Annotated in this window: 23 protein-coding genes; 8 read left to right on the plus strand and 15 right to left on the minus strand. The window is 41.8% G+C overall.

The features are described 5' to 3' along the window. Positions 1 to 66: 66 nt before the first annotated feature. On the minus strand, positions 67 to 264 hold the full coding sequence (locus tag LCL89_RS10570; RefSeq protein WP_224810087.1) for a hypothetical protein: 198 nt from the start codon (positions 262 to 264) through the stop codon (positions 67 to 69). 121 nt (positions 265 to 385) lie between these two features. Next, on the minus strand, positions 386 to 1,444 hold the full coding sequence (locus tag LCL89_RS10575; protein WP_224810088.1) for a M20/M25/M40 family metallo-hydrolase: 1,059 nt from the start codon (positions 1,442 to 1,444) through the stop codon (positions 386 to 388). A gap of 312 nt (positions 1,445 to 1,756) precedes the next feature. Between LCL89_RS10575 and LCL89_RS10580 the strand changes: the two genes are divergently transcribed. Next, positions 1,757 to 2,755 (plus strand): potassium channel family protein, encoded by a 999-nt coding sequence (locus LCL89_RS10580; protein ID WP_224810089.1) that lies wholly within the window; start codon positions 1,757 to 1,759, stop codon positions 2,753 to 2,755. Here the strand turns inward: LCL89_RS10580 and LCL89_RS10585 are convergent. The 3 genes from LCL89_RS10585 to LCL89_RS10595 form a co-directional block, all read right to left on the minus strand. Continuing rightward, entirely contained in the window at positions 2,732 to 3,154 is a 423-nt protein-coding gene (locus LCL89_RS10585; protein WP_224810090.1) for a YugN-like family protein, read from the minus strand. The two genes, LCL89_RS10580 and LCL89_RS10585, sit on opposite strands and share 24 nt — an antisense overlap. A gap of 91 nt (positions 3,155 to 3,245) precedes the next feature. Beyond that, the gene (locus LCL89_RS10590; protein ID WP_224810091.1) at positions 3,246 to 4,598 is read right to left on the minus strand and encodes a glucose-6-phosphate isomerase; all 1,353 of its coding nucleotides are present in this window, start codon (positions 4,596 to 4,598) and stop codon (positions 3,246 to 3,248) included. A gap of 145 nt (positions 4,599 to 4,743) precedes the next feature. Beyond that, positions 4,744 to 5,910: an iron-containing alcohol dehydrogenase gene (locus LCL89_RS10595; protein ID WP_224810092.1), complete on the minus strand. Its 1,167-nt coding sequence runs from the start codon at positions 5,908 to 5,910 to the stop codon at positions 4,744 to 4,746. A 146-nt stretch (positions 5,911 to 6,056) separates the two neighbouring features. On the opposite strand from LCL89_RS10595, the gene LCL89_RS10600 reads away from it, so the two are divergent. Then, positions 6,057 to 6,293 carry a DUF378 domain-containing protein gene (locus tag LCL89_RS10600; protein WP_197317660.1) on the plus strand — a complete coding sequence of 79 codons (237 nt, stop codon included), beginning with the start codon at positions 6,057 to 6,059 and terminating at the stop codon, positions 6,291 to 6,293. Positions 6,294 to 6,340: 47 nt separating this feature from the next. On the opposite strand, the gene yugI is transcribed toward LCL89_RS10600, so the two are convergent. Beyond that, positions 6,341 to 6,721 (minus strand): S1 domain-containing post-transcriptional regulator GSP13, encoded by a 381-nt coding sequence (gene yugI / locus LCL89_RS10605; RefSeq protein WP_197317659.1) that lies wholly within the window; start codon positions 6,719 to 6,721, stop codon positions 6,341 to 6,343. A 214-nt stretch (positions 6,722 to 6,935) separates the two neighbouring features. Here yugI and LCL89_RS10610 point away from each other — a divergent pair, with 214 nt between their 5' ends. The 3 genes from LCL89_RS10610 (at position 6,936) to LCL89_RS10620 (ending at position 9,017) form a co-directional block, all read left to right on the plus strand. Continuing rightward, the gene (locus LCL89_RS10610) at positions 6,936 to 7,289 is read left to right on the plus strand and encodes a helix-turn-helix domain-containing protein (protein ID WP_197317658.1); all 354 of its coding nucleotides are present in this window, start codon (positions 6,936 to 6,938) and stop codon (positions 7,287 to 7,289) included. 145 nt (positions 7,290 to 7,434) lie between these two features. Next, positions 7,435 to 7,578 carry a hypothetical protein gene (locus LCL89_RS10615; RefSeq protein WP_224810093.1) on the plus strand — a complete coding sequence of 48 codons (144 nt, stop codon included), beginning with the start codon at positions 7,435 to 7,437 and terminating at the stop codon, positions 7,576 to 7,578. 263 nt (positions 7,579 to 7,841) lie between these two features. Continuing rightward, a complete protein-coding gene (locus LCL89_RS10620; RefSeq protein ID WP_224810094.1) occupies positions 7,842 to 9,017 on the plus strand; it encodes a MalY/PatB family protein in 1,176 nt (391 codons plus the stop codon). Positions 9,018 to 9,104: 87 nt separating this feature from the next. Here the strand turns inward: LCL89_RS10620 and LCL89_RS10625 are convergent, their stop codons facing one another. After that, positions 9,105 to 9,680 carry a superoxide dismutase family protein gene (locus LCL89_RS10625; RefSeq protein WP_224810095.1) on the minus strand — a complete coding sequence of 192 codons (576 nt, stop codon included), beginning with the start codon at positions 9,678 to 9,680 and terminating at the stop codon, positions 9,105 to 9,107. Positions 9,681 to 9,777: 97 nt separating this feature from the next. After that, positions 9,778 to 9,957: a hypothetical protein gene (locus tag LCL89_RS10630; RefSeq protein ID WP_197317655.1), complete on the minus strand. Its 180-nt coding sequence runs from the start codon at positions 9,955 to 9,957 to the stop codon at positions 9,778 to 9,780. Between the two features lie 115 nt (positions 9,958 to 10,072). Here LCL89_RS10630 and LCL89_RS10635 point away from each other — a divergent pair, with 115 nt between their 5' ends. After that, complete coding sequence (locus tag LCL89_RS10635) at positions 10,073 to 10,456, plus strand: kinase-associated lipoprotein B (RefSeq protein ID WP_224810096.1); 384 nt, start codon at positions 10,073 to 10,075, stop codon at positions 10,454 to 10,456. A 24-nt stretch (positions 10,457 to 10,480) separates the two neighbouring features. On the opposite strand, the gene LCL89_RS10640 is transcribed toward LCL89_RS10635, so the two are convergent. Continuing rightward, on the minus strand, positions 10,481 to 11,662 hold the full coding sequence (locus LCL89_RS10640) for a cation:proton antiporter (protein WP_224810097.1): 1,182 nt from the start codon (positions 11,660 to 11,662) through the stop codon (positions 10,481 to 10,483). A gap of 6 nt (positions 11,663 to 11,668) precedes the next feature. Continuing rightward, complete coding sequence (locus LCL89_RS10645; protein ID WP_224810098.1) at positions 11,669 to 12,217, minus strand: cation:proton antiporter regulatory subunit; 549 nt, start codon at positions 12,215 to 12,217, stop codon at positions 11,669 to 11,671. Between the two features lie 191 nt (positions 12,218 to 12,408). On the opposite strand from LCL89_RS10645, the gene deoD reads away from it, so the two are divergent. Beyond that, on the plus strand, positions 12,409 to 13,119 hold the full coding sequence (gene deoD, locus LCL89_RS10650; RefSeq protein ID WP_197317651.1) for a purine-nucleoside phosphorylase: 711 nt from the start codon (positions 12,409 to 12,411) through the stop codon (positions 13,117 to 13,119). A 14-nt stretch (positions 13,120 to 13,133) separates the two neighbouring features. On the opposite strand, the gene LCL89_RS10655 is transcribed toward deoD, so the two are convergent. Together LCL89_RS10655 and LCL89_RS10660 are read right to left on the minus strand one after the other, a co-directional pair. Then, a complete protein-coding gene (locus LCL89_RS10655) occupies positions 13,134 to 13,361 on the minus strand; it encodes a hypothetical protein (protein ID WP_197317650.1) in 228 nt (75 codons plus the stop codon). Positions 13,362 to 13,772: 411 nt separating this feature from the next. Beyond that, complete coding sequence (locus LCL89_RS10660) at positions 13,773 to 15,251, minus strand: leucyl aminopeptidase (RefSeq protein ID WP_224810099.1); 1,479 nt, start codon at positions 15,249 to 15,251, stop codon at positions 13,773 to 13,775. Between the two features lie 151 nt (positions 15,252 to 15,402). Here LCL89_RS10660 and LCL89_RS10665 point away from each other — a divergent pair, with 151 nt between their 5' ends. Next, on the plus strand, positions 15,403 to 15,885 hold the full coding sequence (locus LCL89_RS10665; RefSeq protein WP_197317648.1) for a divergent PAP2 family protein: 483 nt from the start codon (positions 15,403 to 15,405) through the stop codon (positions 15,883 to 15,885). Positions 15,886 to 16,125: 240 nt separating this feature from the next. Here LCL89_RS10665 and LCL89_RS10670 read toward each other — a convergent pair whose 3' ends face one another. From LCL89_RS10670 to LCL89_RS10680, 3 genes are all read right to left on the minus strand, one after another. Next, on the minus strand, positions 16,126 to 16,803 hold the full coding sequence (locus LCL89_RS10670) for a 3D domain-containing protein (RefSeq protein WP_224810100.1): 678 nt from the start codon (positions 16,801 to 16,803) through the stop codon (positions 16,126 to 16,128). Between the two features lie 499 nt (positions 16,804 to 17,302). After that, positions 17,303 to 17,620 carry a YuiB family protein gene (locus LCL89_RS10675; RefSeq protein WP_224810101.1) on the minus strand — a complete coding sequence of 106 codons (318 nt, stop codon included), beginning with the start codon at positions 17,618 to 17,620 and terminating at the stop codon, positions 17,303 to 17,305. A gap of 252 nt (positions 17,621 to 17,872) precedes the next feature. Continuing rightward, complete coding sequence (locus LCL89_RS10680) at positions 17,873 to 19,093, minus strand: NAD(P)/FAD-dependent oxidoreductase (RefSeq protein ID WP_197317646.1); 1,221 nt, start codon at positions 19,091 to 19,093, stop codon at positions 17,873 to 17,875. Positions 19,094 to 19,102 lie beyond the last annotated feature (9 nt).

Consider the following 19,102-nt stretch of genomic DNA (forward strand, 5'->3'; position numbering starts at 1 on the left):
GTATATGCTCCACCCAAAAAGTATAAAATCGAAAAAAACCAAAATAAAAAAGCACCCTGAGAGTGCTTATGGCCTGTTCACTGAATCCAGTAGAATACGAAGTGTCTGGGAGATTGTACTTTCATCTACAATCCCATCTTCCTTCAATTTCACGGCATCTAAATGAGGAGTCAGATGATCTTCAAATTGATTATATTGTATTTGGCCGGAACATATTTTCCCTTTTAATGTAAGAATGTTTTGATGCAACGTTTCCCTATCCATAAAGATCCCTCCCTAAAATCAAATATATTCTTCCCTAGGCTTTCCTATGATAAGAATTTTTAAACGAGAGAGATCCAACAAAAAACCCCGGAAACTTCTTCATAAGTTCCGGGGACTTGTGTTAATCGTCAAGCGGATTCAAGCTTTCATTACCAGTCATAGTCGCAATCATTTCAACTAATAGATCGATTTCTTCTTCCATGTCTTTGATACTGACGGTTTCTGCAGGTGAATGCATATAGCGAAGAGGGAGGGAAACTAAGCTTACAGGAACCCCTCTACCGGTCAATCGCATTTTATCAGCATCTGTACCAGTCACTCTTGGAGTCAGTTCATACTGAACATCCATCTCCAAAGTTTTTGCGGCTTTCTCTAATAGTTGGTTGATTTTTCGATTGATCGGTGCGCCTTTTGCTAATACTGGACCGCCATCTAAGCGGATATCTCCATACTTATTCTTATTTACTCCAGGATAATCTGTCGCAAAAGTAACGTCACATGCAATCGCCATCGTCGGTTCGATTCCCGCTGCAGCGAAATAAGCGCCGCCCATATTGGTTTCTTCATTCACTGTGCTGGCTGCATAGACACCCACGTTCAATTGTTTTTCAGATAGTCTACGCAGCACTTCTCCGACAATAAACTGACCGGTGCGGTTATCCAATCCTCTGCCTGCTATGTAGCGATCCATCATGATTTCTGGTTCACGTTTATAAACAGCAAGGTCTCCGATTTGAACGAACTTTTCCATTTCTTCTCTAGACTTTGCACCGCAATCGATGAACAAATCATCAAGACCAAAGTCTCCTTTCAACCCCCCATGGTGTTGAGCGTTCACTCCGACGACTCCTGTCATCGTCTTTTCGTAACCAAGCACTGTCACCTTCATTCCAACAGCCGCTTTCGGATTGATTCCTCCCATCTTGTCAAAATGTAAAAACCCATGGTCATCGATCCGATTGATAACGAGTGCAATTTCGTCACAATGCCCGGCCAGCAATACCTTCACTTCAGCTTCAGGGTTAAGTACAGCAATGGCATTCCCGGCATGATCCGTGCGAATCTCATCCGCATATGGTGTCATTTCTTTGATCCATCGTTTTTGAATCTGCATCTCCATACTGGATGGCGATGGTGTTTGTAGAAGCTCCATTAAAAAATCCATACGTTCTTGTTCCATAATCAATTCCTCCTCTTCAGTCTCTTTCATCATAACAAATATGGATTCTAAACGTCTGTTTATTCGGTGTTTCATTCGATTTGGTTTTTTATTCCTTATAAAGGCTTATTGTTTCCCAATCACCAGTAATTTAAAAACTCATTCTCAACTATAAACCATATTCTATAAGACTGTACTTTGAGATAGAGATGAAAGTAGAAGTGGGCTTAGAAGGCAGCTTTATTAATATTAAGCCTTAGGATGTAAAACGATTTCCATCGTTTGAATTTCTTATTTTTGATACATACTGAAGAATAAAAAGGGGCATTCATGATGCAGCACTGGATCCGCTTATACTTCCAAGTCCCGCTCGTAATCCGTTTATTAGGTACGGTAATGGTCATGATGACTCTTTTCGGAATCATCATCCACCTCCTTGAACCGAATAGTTTCCCTACCTTGTTTGATGGCATTTGGTGGGCTTTTGTAACAGGTTCCACCGTGGGTTATGGAGATTATGTACCACTCAGCCTCCCTGGAAAAATAACTTCAATTCTGCTGATCTTAGCAGGCGGTGGATTGGTAACTTTTTATATGGCTATGCTCTCTTCTACCACTGTAAGGCATGAAAAAGCACTGACCAGCGGGGAAGTGGACTATCGAGGATCATCCCACCTTGTATTAGTAGGCTGGAATGAAAGAACTAGACAGTTGATTGATAGAATTGATGGCGAGAACCTGCAGGAAAAAATCGTTTTGATCGATCGCAGTATGAATCATTTTTATGAAAGATTGTCCTATGTCCACTTCATACATGGAGATGCTACTGAAGAAACTACACTGGAAAAAGCGAATGTAAAACAGGCAGGCATGGCGGTCATTACTGCCGATCCATCTAAAAAAGAGCAGCAATCCGATCAGTCCGTCATCCATCAAATCGTCGCGATGAAAGGGCACAACCCCGACCTGTTCATCATCGCGGAAGTTTTAACGGATAGACAGAGGATCAATGCCGAACGCGCTGGTGCAGATACCGTCATACGCTCCAATGACTTCATGAGTAGTCTTTTTTATCAGGAATTATACAAAAAAGATCCTGTACAGCCATTTGACCTTTTATTGAAATTGCTGACTTCCAGACAGTTTCATGAAACAGAAATACCAAAAGAGCTTGAAGAAAAGCCACTTCTACAAGCTCTCGAATATTATCTTAAAGATGGTTGCCAGGTCATTGGGGTACGAAAAGAGGACAAGGTGACATTTGATCTTCGTCCTGAGATGGTTCTCCAAAAAGGAGAAGCCCTCGTGTTATTCACTCCGTTTCGGCATTAGTACCTGCTCTACTTGAGCTAAAACTTCCCGTCCCGTACTGATATACTTTTCCGGGAACGTAGCATCTTTGTCGACCGGTTCCTGGAATTGATCAAAGATTGCACGTATATTTCCTTCTCTGACGTTGTCATCAAGTCCTGGATTATATTTATGTGAAAGTAAAAACGGTTCCTTCATTTCAATCGTTGCATAATCAGCAGGGGCATCGAGTGAACCTGATTTGATGACGAACGGCAGCCTTAAAAATTGATACCCGACTTCGTCTGCAATTTTGTAATCAAAGTATCCGTGCTCATAATCCCAGTTATCAGAAAGTTTGAAACCTATAGGCTTCAATTCCTGCTCTACATCATTAAAAGTATAAACACCGCCAGTGATTGAGGACGATAAAGAAATCATACTACCACACTCCTTTTCGTCTAGTCTGCCCAAATAAAAGCACCTCAGTTCATCCATTTTCTGGATGAACTGAGGTGCTTATTCTTACCAATTATTGATTTAGGCGTTTTTCGAGCTCTGCTTTTTCTTCTTCAAAGCCGGGCTTACCGAGCAGTGCAAACATATTTTTCTTGTACGCTTCGACACCTGGCTGGTCAAATGGATTGACTCCTAGAAGATACCCACTGATGGCACATGCTTTTTCGAAGAAATACACAAGGTAACCAAATGTGTATGCATCACGCTTCGGAAGGTGGATCGTCAAGTTAGGAACACCGCCATCCGTATGAGCAAGCATGGTCCCTAAATATGCTTTTTCATTGACTTGATCGACTGTCTTACCAGCTAGATAATTCAAGCCATCCAAGTTCTGATCATCTTCTTCAATTGTAATGTCAGAATCTGGAGTTTCAACATTCAACACTGTCTCAAATAAGTCTCTACGTCCTTCCTGTACATACTGACCAAGAGAGTGAAGGTCCGTAGAGAAGTTGGCAGATGATGGGAAAATCCCTTTTTGATCTTTTCCTTCACTTTCTCCAAATAGCTGCTTCCACCATTCAGAGAAGTATTGCAGAGAAGGTTCATAGTTGATCAACATCTCAATCGTCTTACCTTTGTTATAAAGAACATTTCTGACCGCTGCATATTGATAGGCAGGGTTTTCAGATAGGTTATCTGAGCTCAATTCTGTACGAGCAGCTTGAGCACCTTTCATCATCTCATCAATATCGATTCCGCTTGCTGCAATTGGCAGAAGGCCGACAGCAGTCAACACAGAATAACGTCCGCCGACATCATCAGGAACGACAAAGCTTTCATAACCTTGCTCAGAAGCTAATGTTTTCAACGCCCCTTTTTCTTTATCAGTGGTTGCATAAATACGCTTACGCGCTTCATCTTGTCCGTACTTCTCTTCTAAGAACTTACGGAAAATACGGAATGCGATCGCTGGTTCCGTTGTTGTACCACTTTTAGAGATGACATTGATAGATACGTCTTTATCTTTCAAAAGGTCGAATAGTTCATTCATATACGGCGCACTGATGCTGTTTCCTACGAAGAAAACCTGAGGTGTGCTGCGGTCATCAGAAGATAATTCATTGTAGAAACTGTGGTTCAACATCTCTAAAGCTGCACGGGCACCTAAGTATGAACCTCCGATACCGATCACTAATAGAACATCAGAGTCAGATTTGATTTTTTCAGCAGATTTTTTAATTCTGGAGAATTCCTCTTGATCGTAATCCTCCGGTAAATCAAGCCACCCAAGGAAATCGCTGCCTGCCCCTTTCTTTTCATGAAGCGCTTCGTGAGCTAAGGATACAGCTCCCTGCATATAATCCAGCTCATGTTCCCCAAAGAACGGCAATGCTTTTTCATAATCAAAACGAACGTGTGTCATTTATTTACCTCCATTTTTTCGATAAAATTACTGATCCTTTTTTTACTCTACCGAATCAAAACTCCATAATCAAGTAAACCCCGAATTGCAAACGCATACATATAAAAAGAGACCCGAAAAAGGTTATTCCGGGTCTCCTAGTTCTTTATTTGGACATTTCTAAGATCTTTTCTACATCGTCTGCTTCGAGTTTATTGAAGTTTCCGAATGGCCCACGTTTCATAGCACGATCGACGATGACATCGAACTTCTCGTCACCGATTTCATAATGTTCAAGGGTTTCTGGCGCTCCAATGGAAGTCCAGAAGGAACGTAGAGCTTCAATCCCCTCTTCTGCTACCTGACGGTCAGACTTCCCTTCTGTTTCTACCCCGAATACGTTGGTCGCTAATTGAGCGAAACGCTTTTCGTCAACGGATAAATTATGCTTCATCCAGTTCGGGAATAGAATCGCAAGACCACCTGCATGAGGGATGTCATACACGGCGGAAACAGCATGCTCGATGTTATGGCTTGCCCAGTCCCCGCGGTATCCCATTTGCAGCATGCCATTCAAAGCGATGGTTCCTGCATATAGAATCGTTTCTCTATGCTCATAAGATTCCAGGTCATCTAACAATTTAGGAGCTGTATCAATGACTGTCCGTAATACTCCCTCAATCATTTCATCCTGTACAGGAGATTGTGTCGGAGTATGGAAATACTGCTCAAACATGTGAGTCATCATATCCACAATTCCATAAATGGTTTGATCCTTAGGAACACTTACGGTGTTCTGTGGATCCAATATGGAGAATTTAGGGTTGGTGAATGGAGGTGCCCCCCATCCATACTTCTCATTGGTTTCCCAGTTAGTGATGACTGACCCTGCATTCATCTCTGAACCAGTAGCTGCCAGAGTCAAAACGGTACCAAAAGGAAGCGCATCTTTAGGTGTCGCTTTTTTCGTTACAAGATCCCAGGCATCTCCGTCATATTTAGCACCTGTCGCGATGGTTTTCGTGCAGTCGATGACACTTCCTCCTCCCACAGCTAGTAGGAAGTGGATGCCCTCTTCTTTACAAATTTTCACCCCTTCATGAACCGTCGTCAGTTTAGGGTTCGGTTCAACGCCGGAAAGTTCATGGACTTCAACACCTGCTTCATTCAACTGTTCCATGACTTGATCATAAACGCCATTTTTCTTAATGCTTCCTCCACCGTAAACAAGAAGCACTTTCTTCGTGCCTTCAGGGATTTGGTTTGGAAGCTGCTGAACTTGATCTTTACCGAATATTAACTTTGTCGGATTATAAAAAGTGAATTTTTCCATTTTCATTCTCCTCTCATCTAAACTCTCGAGTTATATTATCCATGATTGACTTTTAATACTCAAAGAATCTGCTGTAGGAATATTTTCGAGCAAGGTTGTGGAAGCTAAAATTGCAGTTTTCATTTTTTAAAAAAGGAGGGGTTAGAATGAGTTGGTTTCAACGCGTAGCCTTGTTGTTAGTCATTGTCGGTGCGGTCAACTGGGGGTTGATTGGATTATTCCAATACGATCTCGTCGCTGGTTTGTTTGGCGGTGGTGAACAAAGCGGAGCACTCGCACGAGTGATTTATACACTAGTCGGTATCAGTGGACTCATTGCCATTTCCCTATATTTCAACCCAGCAGCCGAATATAGTGATCGAACTGCAGAATCTGTAGAATAAAAAAACGGACCCGTCCATAGACAGGGTCCGTTAAAAATTCATTCGCTTTATTTGCGGAATTTTTCACGATCGTCAGACTGTTTGATCCAGTCTTCCAATTTATCTTTAAGTGTGTTAAATCCTGCAGTATCTTCTTGCTGCTGTTGTTTAGGTGCAGCTGCTTGTTTGCGAGGACGTTTTGGTGCTTCCTGCGTTGCACGGATGGATAGAGAGTATTTGTTGCTCTCTTCATCGATATTCAAGATCTTAACTTGAACTTCATCACCTTCGGACAGGTGCTCGTTGATGTCTTTTACAAAACCGTGAGTCACTTCTGAAATGTGCACAAGACCTTGTACTTGATCGTCTAGTGCAACGAATGCACCGTATGGCTGAATTCCTGTAACTTTACCTTCTAATACTTGTCCTTCTTGAAACTTCTCTGACATGCTATACAACTCCTGATAATTATATTATTCGCTTCTTTTCACGCAATTAATGATTTTATCATAGTTTCACTCATTTAGCAAAGTCCTTACAGAATCCAGATGACATATTCGGTCGTACTTCATCAAAAACTCCTATTGGATAGTTGGTGATAAAAACTCTCTCCCATAAAAAACCGTGATATAATGAAGAAAAGTCATTTGAGGAGGAACCGGAGTGACGATCGGAGATAACATCAGAAAAAATAGAGAAAATAAAAACTTTACGAAAGAAGAACTTGCATTGAAAGCGAGGCTGGGAGTTCAAACCCTTGAAAGCTATGAAAATAACGAACGTTCTCCTGAACTGGATACCATATTGAAAATATCAACAGTACTTGATATTCCTGCATCTGAATTAATGGAATTCCAGGAGGATGATACCACCATAGACGACGAACTGAAGAATTTGATTGAAGAGATCGGTGTGAAAAGTTCTAAACTGATCTTGAAAAAAGCCCGGGATTTCTCCGAAAAAGACGTTTTACAAGCCATGAATCTACTTTATGAATTAAATCAACAAAAAAAATAAAATTTATAGGTTTAAAATCTATGAAAGTCGGTAATAAGTAATAACGTAAGACTTTCTCGTATTCCCCCTGTTGAAGCAGAGCGAACGTTCGCTTTGCTTTTTTTTTGCCTTTTTTAAAGGATCTGTTAAAGTCTGTTGTTGATATTTGAAACGATTACTAAATAGTCTCCTTCTGGGTATAGGTGGTCCGATCCGTTATTTACTCAGAGCATGGGATGGCAGGGAAAACAGTCCGCTCGTAGTTGGTGTACCGACTTCGGTAACGGCCATTACGACCCTGGCACTTTGAAGAGAAGGCTCACGGTACCCCACGGAAAGCGAGTCATTCTAAAAGGCCGCCTCACACAAGATCTAGGACAGAAAGACCAAGCAATAACAGAGTTTTTATAAAGGATACCCTTTTTCATACTTGAAGTTTAGTGTAGATGCATCACTAAACTGCTCCTTTACATAACCGTCGTTGAATCAGAATTACCAAAGCAGAAAAATTCATCAAAAGATTCCTTTCGGTTATTATAAAAAAATACAGCAGCACCTTGAGGAGGGATAAGGATGGGACGCTTTGATGAGGTTATAGAACGTAAAGGAACGAAGTCAGTAAAATGGGATATGGTGGATCACTTCTATCAAGATCCGGAAGTTTTACCGATGTGGGTGGCGGATATGGACTTCAAAACTCCAGCCCCCGTTACAGAAGCTTTGACAGAGAGGGTCCGACATGGAATATTCGGCTACACTGTGCCTGATGACAATACGAAACGAATCATTACCGACTGGCTTTCAAAAAGACACGGTTGGGATGTAGAACAGGATTGGATCCGATATAGTCCAGGGGTCATACCTTCATTACACATGATCATTCAAAGTCTCACGGAAGTCGGAGATCACATCTTGATTCAAACACCGGTATATCCTCCGTTTTATACAGTTATAAAAGATCATGGACGGCATGTGGTCAAAAACTCTTTGATTTTTAATGAAGAACGATATCACATCGATTTCGATGATTTCGAAGAAAAAATAAAGGAAAATGACGTGAAGATGTTTATTCTTTGTAACCCGCACAATCCTGTAGGACGGGTTTGGACGAAGGAAGAATTGAACAAGATTGCGGACATTTGTAACCGACATGAAGTTCTGATCGTCTCGGATGAAATTCATGCGGATCTGGTTTTTAAAGACCACACTCACGTCCCCATAGCAAGCCTGGATCATCATACGAGTCAAAACACTATTACTTGTATGTCTCCGACGAAAACATTCAATTTAGCCGGTATGCAGGTTTCTTATGTGGTGACAGCGGATAAAAAAGTGAGGGAAGTATTAGATAAGCAGTTCAACAACCAAGGAATGTTCCTTCTTAATACTCTTGGAATCACTGCATTAGAAGCTGCTTATCAACACGGGGAAGAGTGGCTTGAGGATCTGACAGATTTGTTGGAATCCCATTATTACTACGTTTCAGATCGCCTGCACAAAGAAACAGACAAAATCAAAGTCATTCCTCCTGAAGGGACCTACCTTCTTTGGCTGGATTGCCGGGAGCTGAATTTCGAACAAAAAGAACTGAAAAGGTTCATGCAGAAAGAGGCCAAAGTCGGTCTTAATGACGGCGCATCATTCGGAGAAGAAGGAAATGGTTTTATGCGATTGAATATAGCAGCTCCGAAGCCAATTATAGAAGATGGAGTGGATCGAATTGTGAGAGCAGTCAATCGACTTCAATAAAAAAGCCTCCCTATAAAGGGTGGTGACCCCTAAAAGTTAGAATTTCAACTCTAACTTCTGAGGTCACCACCGAAGGGGAGACTTTTTTTATTCTTCTTTCTGCTTTTTATCCGGTTCTGTTGGATCGCTGGTCTCATCTTCATCTGCCTTGATGGTGATTTTGCCACAGGCGACTCGTTCACCCGAATCACCCGCTGGTTGAGTCATCCCATCATCAGGTCCGCTTGTAATGATGATCGATGTGCCCTCTTTTCTTAACAAAGATGTTTGGGCTTCTTTTAATTTCGCTTCTGGAAGCATCAGTTTCGTATCGACCATCCCACTAGGGTCAGCTTCTATATTAGCCATGTCTCCAGCATGGGCTCCATCTGCATTCATCAGGCCATGATCTTTTGACTTCGGATTAAAATGATTGCCTGCACTCTTGAAATCAGGAGCTTCACACTTTGGAAACTCATGAATATGGATTCCGTGAACCCCCGGTTCCAATCCTTCTACCTTGACCGCCACTTCCACTCCTTCAGGACGCTCGGTGAAAGTAGCCGTGCCGATTTTGTCATTTTCACTATTGTAGATGGAAGTTTCCAATGGAGACCTCTGATCATTCGAACAACCGCTTAAAACAATGAACAGCAGGAGTAAACTGCCACAACATAATTTCATTTTTTCCCTCCGCTCTACCATGTTCTAAGCGTATTATCCCCCATAACCATTAAATGTATGACAAAACCACGCCAGAATACTCTCCAGCGTGGTTCATTCACTCTTCCTGCTCTTTCCTCTCATCATTCGATCGATCTTCCGTCTTTTTTTCTTCTTTCTGCGAAGCTTTTATAATTAAAATCATCGTAATGGCTGCACCGACGACGAATAGCAATAATGTAAGAACAGCAGGAATATATTCTGACTTATCTTCAGGGAAATATAAAAATTCCATCATAAGAGCATCACATCCTTCAGGCATAGTATAGCAGATTTAAATAGACCATATAATGATTTCAAAATTTCTTCACAAATTGAATTTTTGTTATAATTCAGCCATAGGAGGGATCGTCATGACTGAACTTGAAAAAGGTACGATTGTAAAAGCTCATTACAAATCCGGAATCTATATCGGTGAAATCGTAGAGGACCGCAATCGATTTTATCTCGTCAAAATATTAGCTGTAGACAAGCATCCAATGCAGGGTGACTTACATAACCCGGGAAAAACAGAGAATGTGTTTTTCCACCAAAGGAAAGCCCTGAGTTACAACGAAAAAGCCAACATCCAAAAAGAGGCCGTTCATTTATATGAAGAATCGTCTGTACCTGATTATAAAAACTCTTTACAAAAGTCCGTCGATCGTTTAAAAGAGAAGCTGCAGCGAAGAGATACAGAGTTCAATGCACACGCATTAGAACGATTGGAGGAACTAGAGAAGCAATATTTCAAGTAAAAAAGGAGGCTTGCGCCTCCTTTTTCAGCTTCCTGGCAGCTTGATTTTCTTCTTTTTCTTTACAGGTTTCCCGTAAACCTTGTTGGTAATGTTTGTGGCTTGTTCAAAAAGCAGCATTCCAACGAATGCAGCAACCAGAATATATAGACCACTGAACACCTTCAACACCCCTGTCGCCACACTCGCAATGACAACAGAGAATTCGCCGCGGGAGCACAAGGATAAACCCGCTCTGAGAGAGGCTCGCTTTGAAATCCCGTACATGGGACCACCCAATATTCCAAGAAGAAGCTTTGCTATGACTGACCAAATGATGATGATGACTAACAGCCCGATCATCGGCACTCCGTCTCCCAATTGAATGGTTGTCCCAAAATATATGAAAAAAGTAGGCAGCATCAAATCTTTTACAGGGAACACCGTCTGCTCCACTTTTTCAATTCTTCCAATTTCCGCAAGCATCATTCCAGCGAGGAAAGCACCTAACACTTCAGATAACCCTAAGAAAAGAGCAAGGCCCCCATACGCCAGAGCAATCCCGATCAACAATGCGATTTTGAAATCTTCATCGTCGATACGATCAAGGAAGGATTCAAATCTTTTGAATAAAGTCTTCCCTAAAATGATCGCAAGTAAAGTAAGGCCCAATATCTTCCCTACCAGAATGACGAAGGTGAAAGTATTGAAATGATCTCCTGCACTCACTCCGAAGAGGATGGCGACGATAATCGGTGCGACCAAGTCTTCGAAAATCAGAATGGCTAAAATAAACTCTGTTTCGGTATTCGCCATACGACCGCGATCATCCAACAACTTCGCTGTTATGGAAGAGCTTGTCGCATATGCTATTCCTCCGATTAAGAAACTGGAGAACAAATCGAGGTTAAACAATAATGCAATCCCAGTGGTGACGCCTAAACTTAAAAACACATCCAATAAACCTGAAGGCCATATTTTTTTTGCAATTCCCCCAAGTCTTTTTACATTAAATTCCAACCCTAATAGGAAAAATAAAAGGACGATTCCGATTTCACTGGCAAAAGCCAGCAGTTCGCTTTCATGTATGACGTCCGCTACTACTATTCCTAAGAGGATATATAATATGACACTGGGGATTTTGATCTTTAAACTTAAAAAGCCTAAATAAAAGATAAATATTAGAATAAGTCCTGCTCCCAGCAGAGCTGGAAATCCTTCAGCATGCACCGGCCATCATTCCTCTCCTTTGCACAAGTCGGATAAGGTATCGATTTGATCCTGCTTTCCGATCGTCATGATGACATCTCCTGGTTGTAATCTCGTATCTGCCTCGGGAATTGCGATCGTTTCATCCCCTTTGACGATCCCGATGATCGTCGCTCCGGTCCGATTCCTTATTTCAGACTCTTCAATAGTTTTAAAAGCTAAACTTGATTTTTCTTTCAACTCCACCCAGTCGATCACAATTTGATTCTGGAATATCTTCAATTGATCTGCATCCACCGGCTGGTAAGTAGCGCCCAGTAACTGGGCCCCAAGCTCTCGTGTTTCATCTGAGGTAAGGTCCATAGAAAAGTCAGCCTCTTCACTGTCTGCATCTTCAAAGAAATATAATTCACGTTTTCCGGTATGATGAACAATGAGTACGAGCATACTATCCTCGCCGGTTTTCAAACAAATTTTTTGTCCGATTCCTGGAAGTTTGGATATAGAGATATTCATTCCATTTGCACTCCTTAAAATCCTGATCTTCGATTCGATTTTTAATAAATTGGGTTCCATCGTGTTCGTGAATTATTTTTTCACCTTTTTTCCATTATAACCATATTCCTCTTTGTTCACATAATATCCGAATTGTCATTAAGTTCTTTCCCTCATTTTACCAACCACCAAACAGAAAACAACTGTATTTGTCAACAACTGCGGCGTGTGGTAATTTTAAATAGTCCAAAGATATATAGGAGGTAATTCCATTGACAACACATATTGGTGCAAATCCTGGAGATATTGCAGAAAAGATACTATTACCCGGCGATCCACTACGTGCAAAATACATCGCTGAGAACTTTTTGGAAGATGCGACTTGCTATAATGAAGTCCGCGGCATGTATGGATATACCGGCACATACAAAGGAGAACGCATTTCTGTCCAAGGTACAGGGATGGGAGTCCCTTCCATTTCCATCTATATCAATGAATTGATGGAAAGCTATGGTGTGCAGAAATTGATTCGTGTCGGATCTTGTGGCGCACTACAAAAGGATGTTAAAGTCCGTGATGTCATCTTAGCATCCACTTCCACAACTGATTCTCAAATGAACCGTATGGTATTCGGCGGCATCGACTTCGCTCCGACAGCTGATTTCGGTCTTTTAAAAAATGCGTATGAAGCAGGAGAAAAGAAAGGTTTGAATTTACGTGTAGGTAACGTCTTTACAAGTGACAGCTTCTACCGTGACCAGGCAATGGATCTGTTCAACCTGCTCGCTAAATACAATGTATTGGCCGTAGAAATGGAAACTACTGCCCTTTACACCTTGGCTGCTAAATACAACCGTGAAGCTCTATCTGTACTTACAGTCAGTGACCATATCCTGACAGGTGAAGAAACGACTGCTGAAGAGCGTCAAAACACTTTCAACGATATGATCGAGGTCGCTCTTGAGGCGGCTATTCAAGACTGAACAAGAAAGACACCCTATTTCGGGGTGTCTTTTTTATCTTCCACTCTTTCTATTAAAGAGAAGTCAATAGAAATCAATCTCTCTCCGACACTCATGATTGCATGTTCACTTGTAAGTATTTCCAGTTTCCCTCTATACACATGGCACCTCGAATACACATCAACCACTTTTCCGATATGGCGCTGCCAGCTTCTAAGCTTTTCTTCTGATCGGTCGCAAGCCTCATTTTCCTCTGTATACAAGACCACTGCCTCCCGATATCTGTTTACATGTATTGTATACAGGTCATGTTGTTATGACAGGGTATCTACCTAGTGAGAATACAAAAAAGGCTAATATGAAGTATCTGTTAATGCTTAGTGTAATCAAAATCCGTTACACTAACTATGAATGGGAGGAAGGGAAAACAGGTAGACTCTTGCGGGAATAAGGAACAAGGTCAGACTCCGGGGAACGAAAAGTTCGAGGAGGCTTAAGCGTTCCCCCCGGAAAACGGACAGTTTTCCCTTCCCTCCCACACTCCGATAACAAAACGGACCGACACAATCCCCCGGAGAGTAGTCTGGTATGAAATCATTTAAAATATCAACGACAGACTTTAACAAAGACAAAATGAAAAACACTCAAGCATTCATCTGCTTGAGTGTTTTCCTCTATTTCATCACATAAGAGGCTAATGTTTTTGCCATAACCCCCGTCGGGCCTTTAGGGCCCAGGTCATGTGCTCCATCTGCAATGGAAGTTCCTGCAATATCCAAGTGAATCCAAGGAGTGTCTCCAACAAATTCACCTACAAAAGCCCCTCCCATTATAGCGTGCGCTTTGCGAGTAGGAGAATTGTTCAAGTCCGCGATATCACTTTTTCGTACTTGAGCTTTGTAGTCGTCATTGTATGGTAGCAGCCAAATCGGCTCTCCCACTTCCTCTCCTATTTTTTGAACATCGGTGAAAAACTGTTGGTCATTTGTCATCGCACCAGTCATCCACGAACCAAGAGCAGTCACCACTCCTCCGGTGAGGGTAGCCACATTCAATACACGATCGATTTTTTGACTTTTGGCATAAGTAATACCGTCACCCAGTGCCAGTCGACCTTCTGCGTCAGTATTCAATACCTCGATCGTCTTCCCACACATGGAAGTGATGACATCATCCGGTTTGAAAGCATCTCCTGAAATCATATTATCTGTGGATGGAATGACAGCTATGACGTTCTTTTTGGGTTGAAGCTGACCAATCGTATCCATTGCTCCCAAAACGGCGGCAGCACCTCCCATGTCTCCTTTCATCCCAGGCATCCCTGTCTTCGGCTTGATGGAGTATCCCCCTGTATCATAGGTGATTCCTTTACCTACTAACGCCGTGACATCTTCCCATTTCTCTAAACCTTGATATTTTAAGACAATCAATTTAGGGGGCTCAGTGGAACCTTGATTGACAGCCAGTAAAGCGCCCATTCCTAAACGCTCCATATCTTCTTTTTCCAGAATGTCGATTTCAAAACCATAATCCTCCGCCAGCGTCTTTGCAAATTCGGCCATCTCAGTTGAAGTCAGAACATTCGCAGGCAGGTGAGTAAGGTATCTCGCAGTATTGACTCCGTTTCCCAAGCTCAACCCTTTATTCAAAGAGTACTCCAAAGATTCTTCATCCTGATCCGTAGCCAGAGTGACCTTTTCAAATTCCACTGGATCCTTCTGGTCTGTCTTAAATGTAGGGAGTTGATAAGTGGAAGAAACCAGGGCTTCGGCAAGAATTTCAGCTGCTGTTTCATAAGCGACCTCGTCACTCACCATACTTTCAAAAGCCACTGTCAAAAGGTCTACTTTATCAGATAAGATTTTTTTGAAGGCATAACCTAATGCCTTGCGGTACTTATCCTTTGTAATTTCGGCTTTAGCTCCTAACCCGAGCACATAAATCCTTTTCGGCCCATCTTCCTTTAATGGGAGAAATTTTGACACTACTTTATATCCGCTTGAGATATCTCCTTCGTCTATGTACACCTTCAATTGACCATCCATTTGATTGTTCAATCGATAAAAATCTTTTTGATTTTCTACATCTTCATTAAAGAGACCTATCAGCACCGTCTCTCCTTTATGAATAACATTTTCTCGTATTTCAAACATATACAATCCACCTCCATCCAACAGTATACAGAAATATGATGTGTTTTTCTTTCCTTACCACTAAGCAATATGGAATGTGTTATAATGACGGTACTTTGAAGAAATAATCAACTCTAATACTACCGCCACCCTTAACGGAAAGGATGTCACCATGTTGCTAGATTTACTACATAACTTCCCATTATGGGCGTCTATCGCCTCCATCGTCTTTGCACAAGTCGTAAAAATCCCGATCAATTTCATCGCTTCAAGGCACTTCAACCCAAGTCTCGCGTTCAGTACAGGTGGTATGCCCTCAAGCCACTCCGCAGCCGTAACCGCTCTTGCTACTGGTGTAGGGATTGAACAAGGGTTCGATTCTCCTATTTTTGCCGTTGCCTGTGTTTTCTCGATCATCGTCATGTTTGATTCTACCGGGGTGAGAAGGCAGACCGGTGAACAAGCAATCATGCTTAACTTGTTACTGAAAGACTTCAACCGTTTCGTTCATGAAGCAAAAGATTGGGGAAACAAAGAACAATACCAAAAGAAAGAAGAATTGAAAGAACTTCTCGGCCATCAGCCCATTGAAGTTTTCTTCGGCGGACTGACCGGAATTTTACTTACTTTTTTACTTCACACTTGGATTTATTAAGATTAATTACTTAAATATAGGCTCTGTTAATGTTTAGTGTTGATTTATTCGTTTAAAGCCTTTTGTGAGTGAATAGGTGGAAGCTTGCCGGTTCCACCGCAGGAAAGCGGACCCTTCCCCGAAGGCCCTGCACCAAATCCATTTCTGTCAAACAAGTTTTATAAAACCGAGAGTATCAACCCCACCCTTTAACAGAACCTGAATATAAATCAAAAAGACCTCCATAAAGGAGGTCTTTTGTTAGTTTGGAATCATTTGAGAGCGGAATACCTGCAACGATTCGTTCTCATTCAGTTTAATAAGTTCGTTTTCTGTCAAGCTTCCGTCTCCTTTTTCAATCACATAAACATCCAACGTTTTCTTCCCCCACTGTTCAAAAACATCAGTAACTGTAGGAAAATATAAATCAAGCTTATCCCCCTTGATTGCTCCGCCTATGTCTGCAACAACACCATATCCATAATCAGGAATGAACAACACAGTACCAATCGGAAAAACACTTAGGTCAGCTGCAATTGTAGAGTATAAATCTCTCTTAACGTTGACACCCGAATAGGTAATTCCGTATTGCGGATGACCAGGGTTTTTACCGGTCGATTCAAACCCTGCTGTATATCCCGTTGCTGTCACCGTATGTTTAGGATATGAGGATAAGTCCAACGTTTCAGCGAGCGTTTGTACAGCTTCAACTGTAGAGCTCGACACATATGTCTGTTGAGCATTTTTGATGTTCAATGACTTAGTGTCCAAGTCTACACCTTTCCCATTCATCTCCGCTCCGTCTAATGATTCCTTATGAAATTTAGCAGCAATCCATTCGTCCCAGTCTGTCAGCGATAGATTCGATATGTTAGAGAAAGTACTGTAAAAAGCCAGAACAAAAAGGATCAAGAAAACTATTTTCGTATGCTTTTTCATGAAAATCACCTCTAGGTGTAATCATGTCCAAGCTCGTTCCTTTTATACCTTTTTATGTTTCCCGGACTTTAAAAAAGGTTCTGTTAAAGTCTGTTGTTGATATTTTAAACGATTACTAAATAGTCTCCGTCTGGAATTAGGGGTCCGGTCTGTTAATCACTCAGAGCATGGGATGGCAGGGAAAACAGTCCGTTCGTAGTTGGAGTACCGAACTTCGTTAATGGCCTTTCCGCCCTTTCTACTTTGAAGAGGCGGCCTTTTAGAATGACGAGACTCCTGTGGGATAAAGGTACATCGTGAGACCCTGGAAGGCGCAGCCTGAGGAGGCTCACGGTACCCCACGGAAAGGGAGTCATTCTAAAAGGCCGCCTCACACAAATTCCAGGACAGAAAGAGCTGATATGAGCCCACATGTGAAATAACAACACCAAGCAATATCAGAGCCTTAAACAAACAAAAAAACGCTGCATGACGTAGACCGTCTTTTGCAGCGTTTGACTCAGAACATTTGATATCCACTTTTTCTCAAGAACCGAATAACGATTCCAGCCACGATCGTACCCGCAAAACCACTTGCCAAAATGAAAATATCTACAATCTGCAAATTGATCAATTGGTTATAAACTGTAGGAAAGGCTTCTCCAGGACTTGAAAAGTATGTCGTGAATGGAAAGTTATCCACGATCAGCAATATGATCGCCGGATATACGAAAGACATAATCCATGAAGAGCGCAGAATCATATTCAATAGAAAAGAAATGCCAAAGAATAAGACAAAAAATAACAACATGGAAACAATAAACTGTACAATATTCAAAAATGTTCCTCCTAAAACTGCCTTACAAAAAATTATCCAAATTTCATTCTATAATTGATCTTTCAAAATCGCAAGCTGATTAGGTTGGAGACTCTGGGTGACTGTATGCTTTAGAAGCTGTCCCGGCAGAGTGAGTCGTTTTTTAAAACTACCAACCTCTTATCAAAAGCTATCGTTCAACAGTTGCATTAAGAAAGAGAAAGCCAAATAAAAAAGCAAAGACAGCGAGACTGCCTTTGCTTAAAATCAGAATTAATGGAAGAAATTCAATTTACCTTTTTTCATGACTAAACCAGGTCCACCCAATTTCATAAGGTAGCGGTTGTCAATGACTTTCTTCATTGCAGAAGCAGACCATCCGAACAGCTTCTTATCATCAAATACGACACCGATCGCATCGTCATGACCTAGAGAAGCGACTGTACCTTTCAAATCAGGCTTGAATGGTTCCAAGTGGTTGTCCCCTCTCACCAATTTAGTCAAGTTTGCAGCTGTATGCTCTGCTTGCTGGATAGCAATTTGTGCTGTCGGCGGATAAGGGCGTTCTGTTTCCTCATTGAATAGAAGTGCGCAGTCTCCGACGATGAACACATCATCATACCCCTTAGGACGGAGTTCATCACTTACAGGAGTACGGCCACGGTTGGATTCAAAACCGGCATTTTCTACGATAGAGTTACCGCGGACACCAGCTGCCCACACCACTGTATTCGTAGGGATTTCTTCACGCTGCTCGTCCTTTTCAAATACCAGCTTGTTTTCAGTGACTTCTTTGATCATCGCACCGATCTTGAATTCCACTCCACGAGCTTCTAGAGAATTCATCGCATACTCTACCAGCTCAGGATCGAAACCTGGTAGAGCCGTAGGAGCTGCTTCGACATTGATGATGCGGACATTTTCACGCGGTACATCATACTCTTTACATAGTTCAGGAACGCGATTCGCAAGCTCACCTACAAATTCGATACCTGTAAATCCAGCACCACCTACAACAATGTTCAAACGCTCTTGCTTTTTGTCTGCTTCATTGTTGTATTTAGCGAAATTGTATTCGATGTGCTGACGGATCAAGCGTGCCTGGTTGATGCTTCCGATAGTGAACGCATGCTCTTTAAGTCCAGGAATACCGAATGTAGCAGCTTCAAAGCCTAGTCCGATAACTAGATAGTCATAAGATAAATCTCCATTTTCAAGGATGACTTTCTTTTCATCCGGTTTGATTTCAGTTACAGAATCCTGGATGAAATTAATTTTGCTTGTGTTGATCACATCTTTGATCTGAATGCGTGTACGGTCGTGATGCAGCGTCCCTGCAGCATTCTCATGCAGCCAAGTGGTTTGATAGTGATAGCTATGCTTATTCACTAATGTTACATTAGCTTCATTTACACCAAGACTTTTCTGCAGCTTGACAGCTGTCATAATTCCTCCATACCCTGCGCCTAAGATGACAATGTTAGGGTTCTTCATGATTAATCA

It is taken from the genome of Halobacillus yeomjeoni, assembly GCF_020171525.1.
In the GTDB taxonomy this organism is placed as follows: Bacteria; Bacillota; Bacilli; order Bacillales; family Halobacillaceae; genus Halobacillus; species Halobacillus yeomjeoni.

Excerpts from the sequence above, each read along its gene's own strand:
- LCL89_RS10570 (WP_224810087.1), bottom strand. The coding sequence starts at position 264 with ATGGATAGGGAAACGTTGCATCAAAACATTCTTACATTAAAAGGGAAA.
- LCL89_RS10575 (WP_224810088.1), bottom strand. The coding sequence starts at position 1,444 with ATGGAACAAGAACGTATGGATTTTTTAATGGAGCTTCTACAAACACCA.
- LCL89_RS10580 (WP_224810089.1), top strand. The coding sequence starts at position 1,757 with ATGCAGCACTGGATCCGCTTATACTTCCAAGTCCCGCTCGTAATCCGT.
- LCL89_RS10585 (WP_224810090.1), bottom strand. The coding sequence starts at position 3,154 with ATGATTTCTTTATCGTCCTCAATCACTGGCGGTGTTTATACTTTTAAT.
- LCL89_RS10590 (WP_224810091.1), bottom strand. The coding sequence starts at position 4,598 with ATGACACACGTTCGTTTTGATTATGAAAAAGCATTGCCGTTCTTTGGG.
- LCL89_RS10595 (WP_224810092.1), bottom strand. The coding sequence starts at position 5,910 with ATGGAAAAATTCACTTTTTATAATCCGACAAAGTTAATATTCGGTAAA.
- LCL89_RS10600 (WP_197317660.1), top strand. The coding sequence starts at position 6,057 with ATGAGTTGGTTTCAACGCGTAGCCTTGTTGTTAGTCATTGTCGGTGCG.
- yugI (WP_197317659.1), bottom strand. The coding sequence starts at position 6,721 with ATGTCAGAGAAGTTTCAAGAAGGACAAGTATTAGAAGGTAAAGTTACA.
- LCL89_RS10620 (WP_224810094.1), top strand. The coding sequence starts at position 7,842 with ATGGGACGCTTTGATGAGGTTATAGAACGTAAAGGAACGAAGTCAGTA.
- LCL89_RS10625 (WP_224810095.1), bottom strand. The coding sequence starts at position 9,680 with ATGAAATTATGTTGTGGCAGTTTACTCCTGCTGTTCATTGTTTTAAGC.
- LCL89_RS10630 (WP_197317655.1), bottom strand. The coding sequence starts at position 9,957 with ATGATGGAATTTTTATATTTCCCTGAAGATAAGTCAGAATATATTCCT.
- LCL89_RS10635 (WP_224810096.1), top strand. The coding sequence starts at position 10,073 with ATGACTGAACTTGAAAAAGGTACGATTGTAAAAGCTCATTACAAATCC.
- LCL89_RS10645 (WP_224810098.1), bottom strand. The coding sequence starts at position 12,217 with ATGGAACCCAATTTATTAAAAATCGAATCGAAGATCAGGATTTTAAGG.
- LCL89_RS10660 (WP_224810099.1), bottom strand. The coding sequence starts at position 15,251 with ATGTTTGAAATACGAGAAAATGTTATTCATAAAGGAGAGACGGTGCTG.
- LCL89_RS10665 (WP_197317648.1), top strand. The coding sequence starts at position 15,403 with ATGTTGCTAGATTTACTACATAACTTCCCATTATGGGCGTCTATCGCC.
- LCL89_RS10670 (WP_224810100.1), bottom strand. The coding sequence starts at position 16,803 with ATGAAAAAGCATACGAAAATAGTTTTCTTGATCCTTTTTGTTCTGGCT.
- LCL89_RS10680 (WP_197317646.1), bottom strand. The coding sequence starts at position 19,093 with ATGAAGAACCCTAACATTGTCATCTTAGGCGCAGGGTATGGAGGAATT.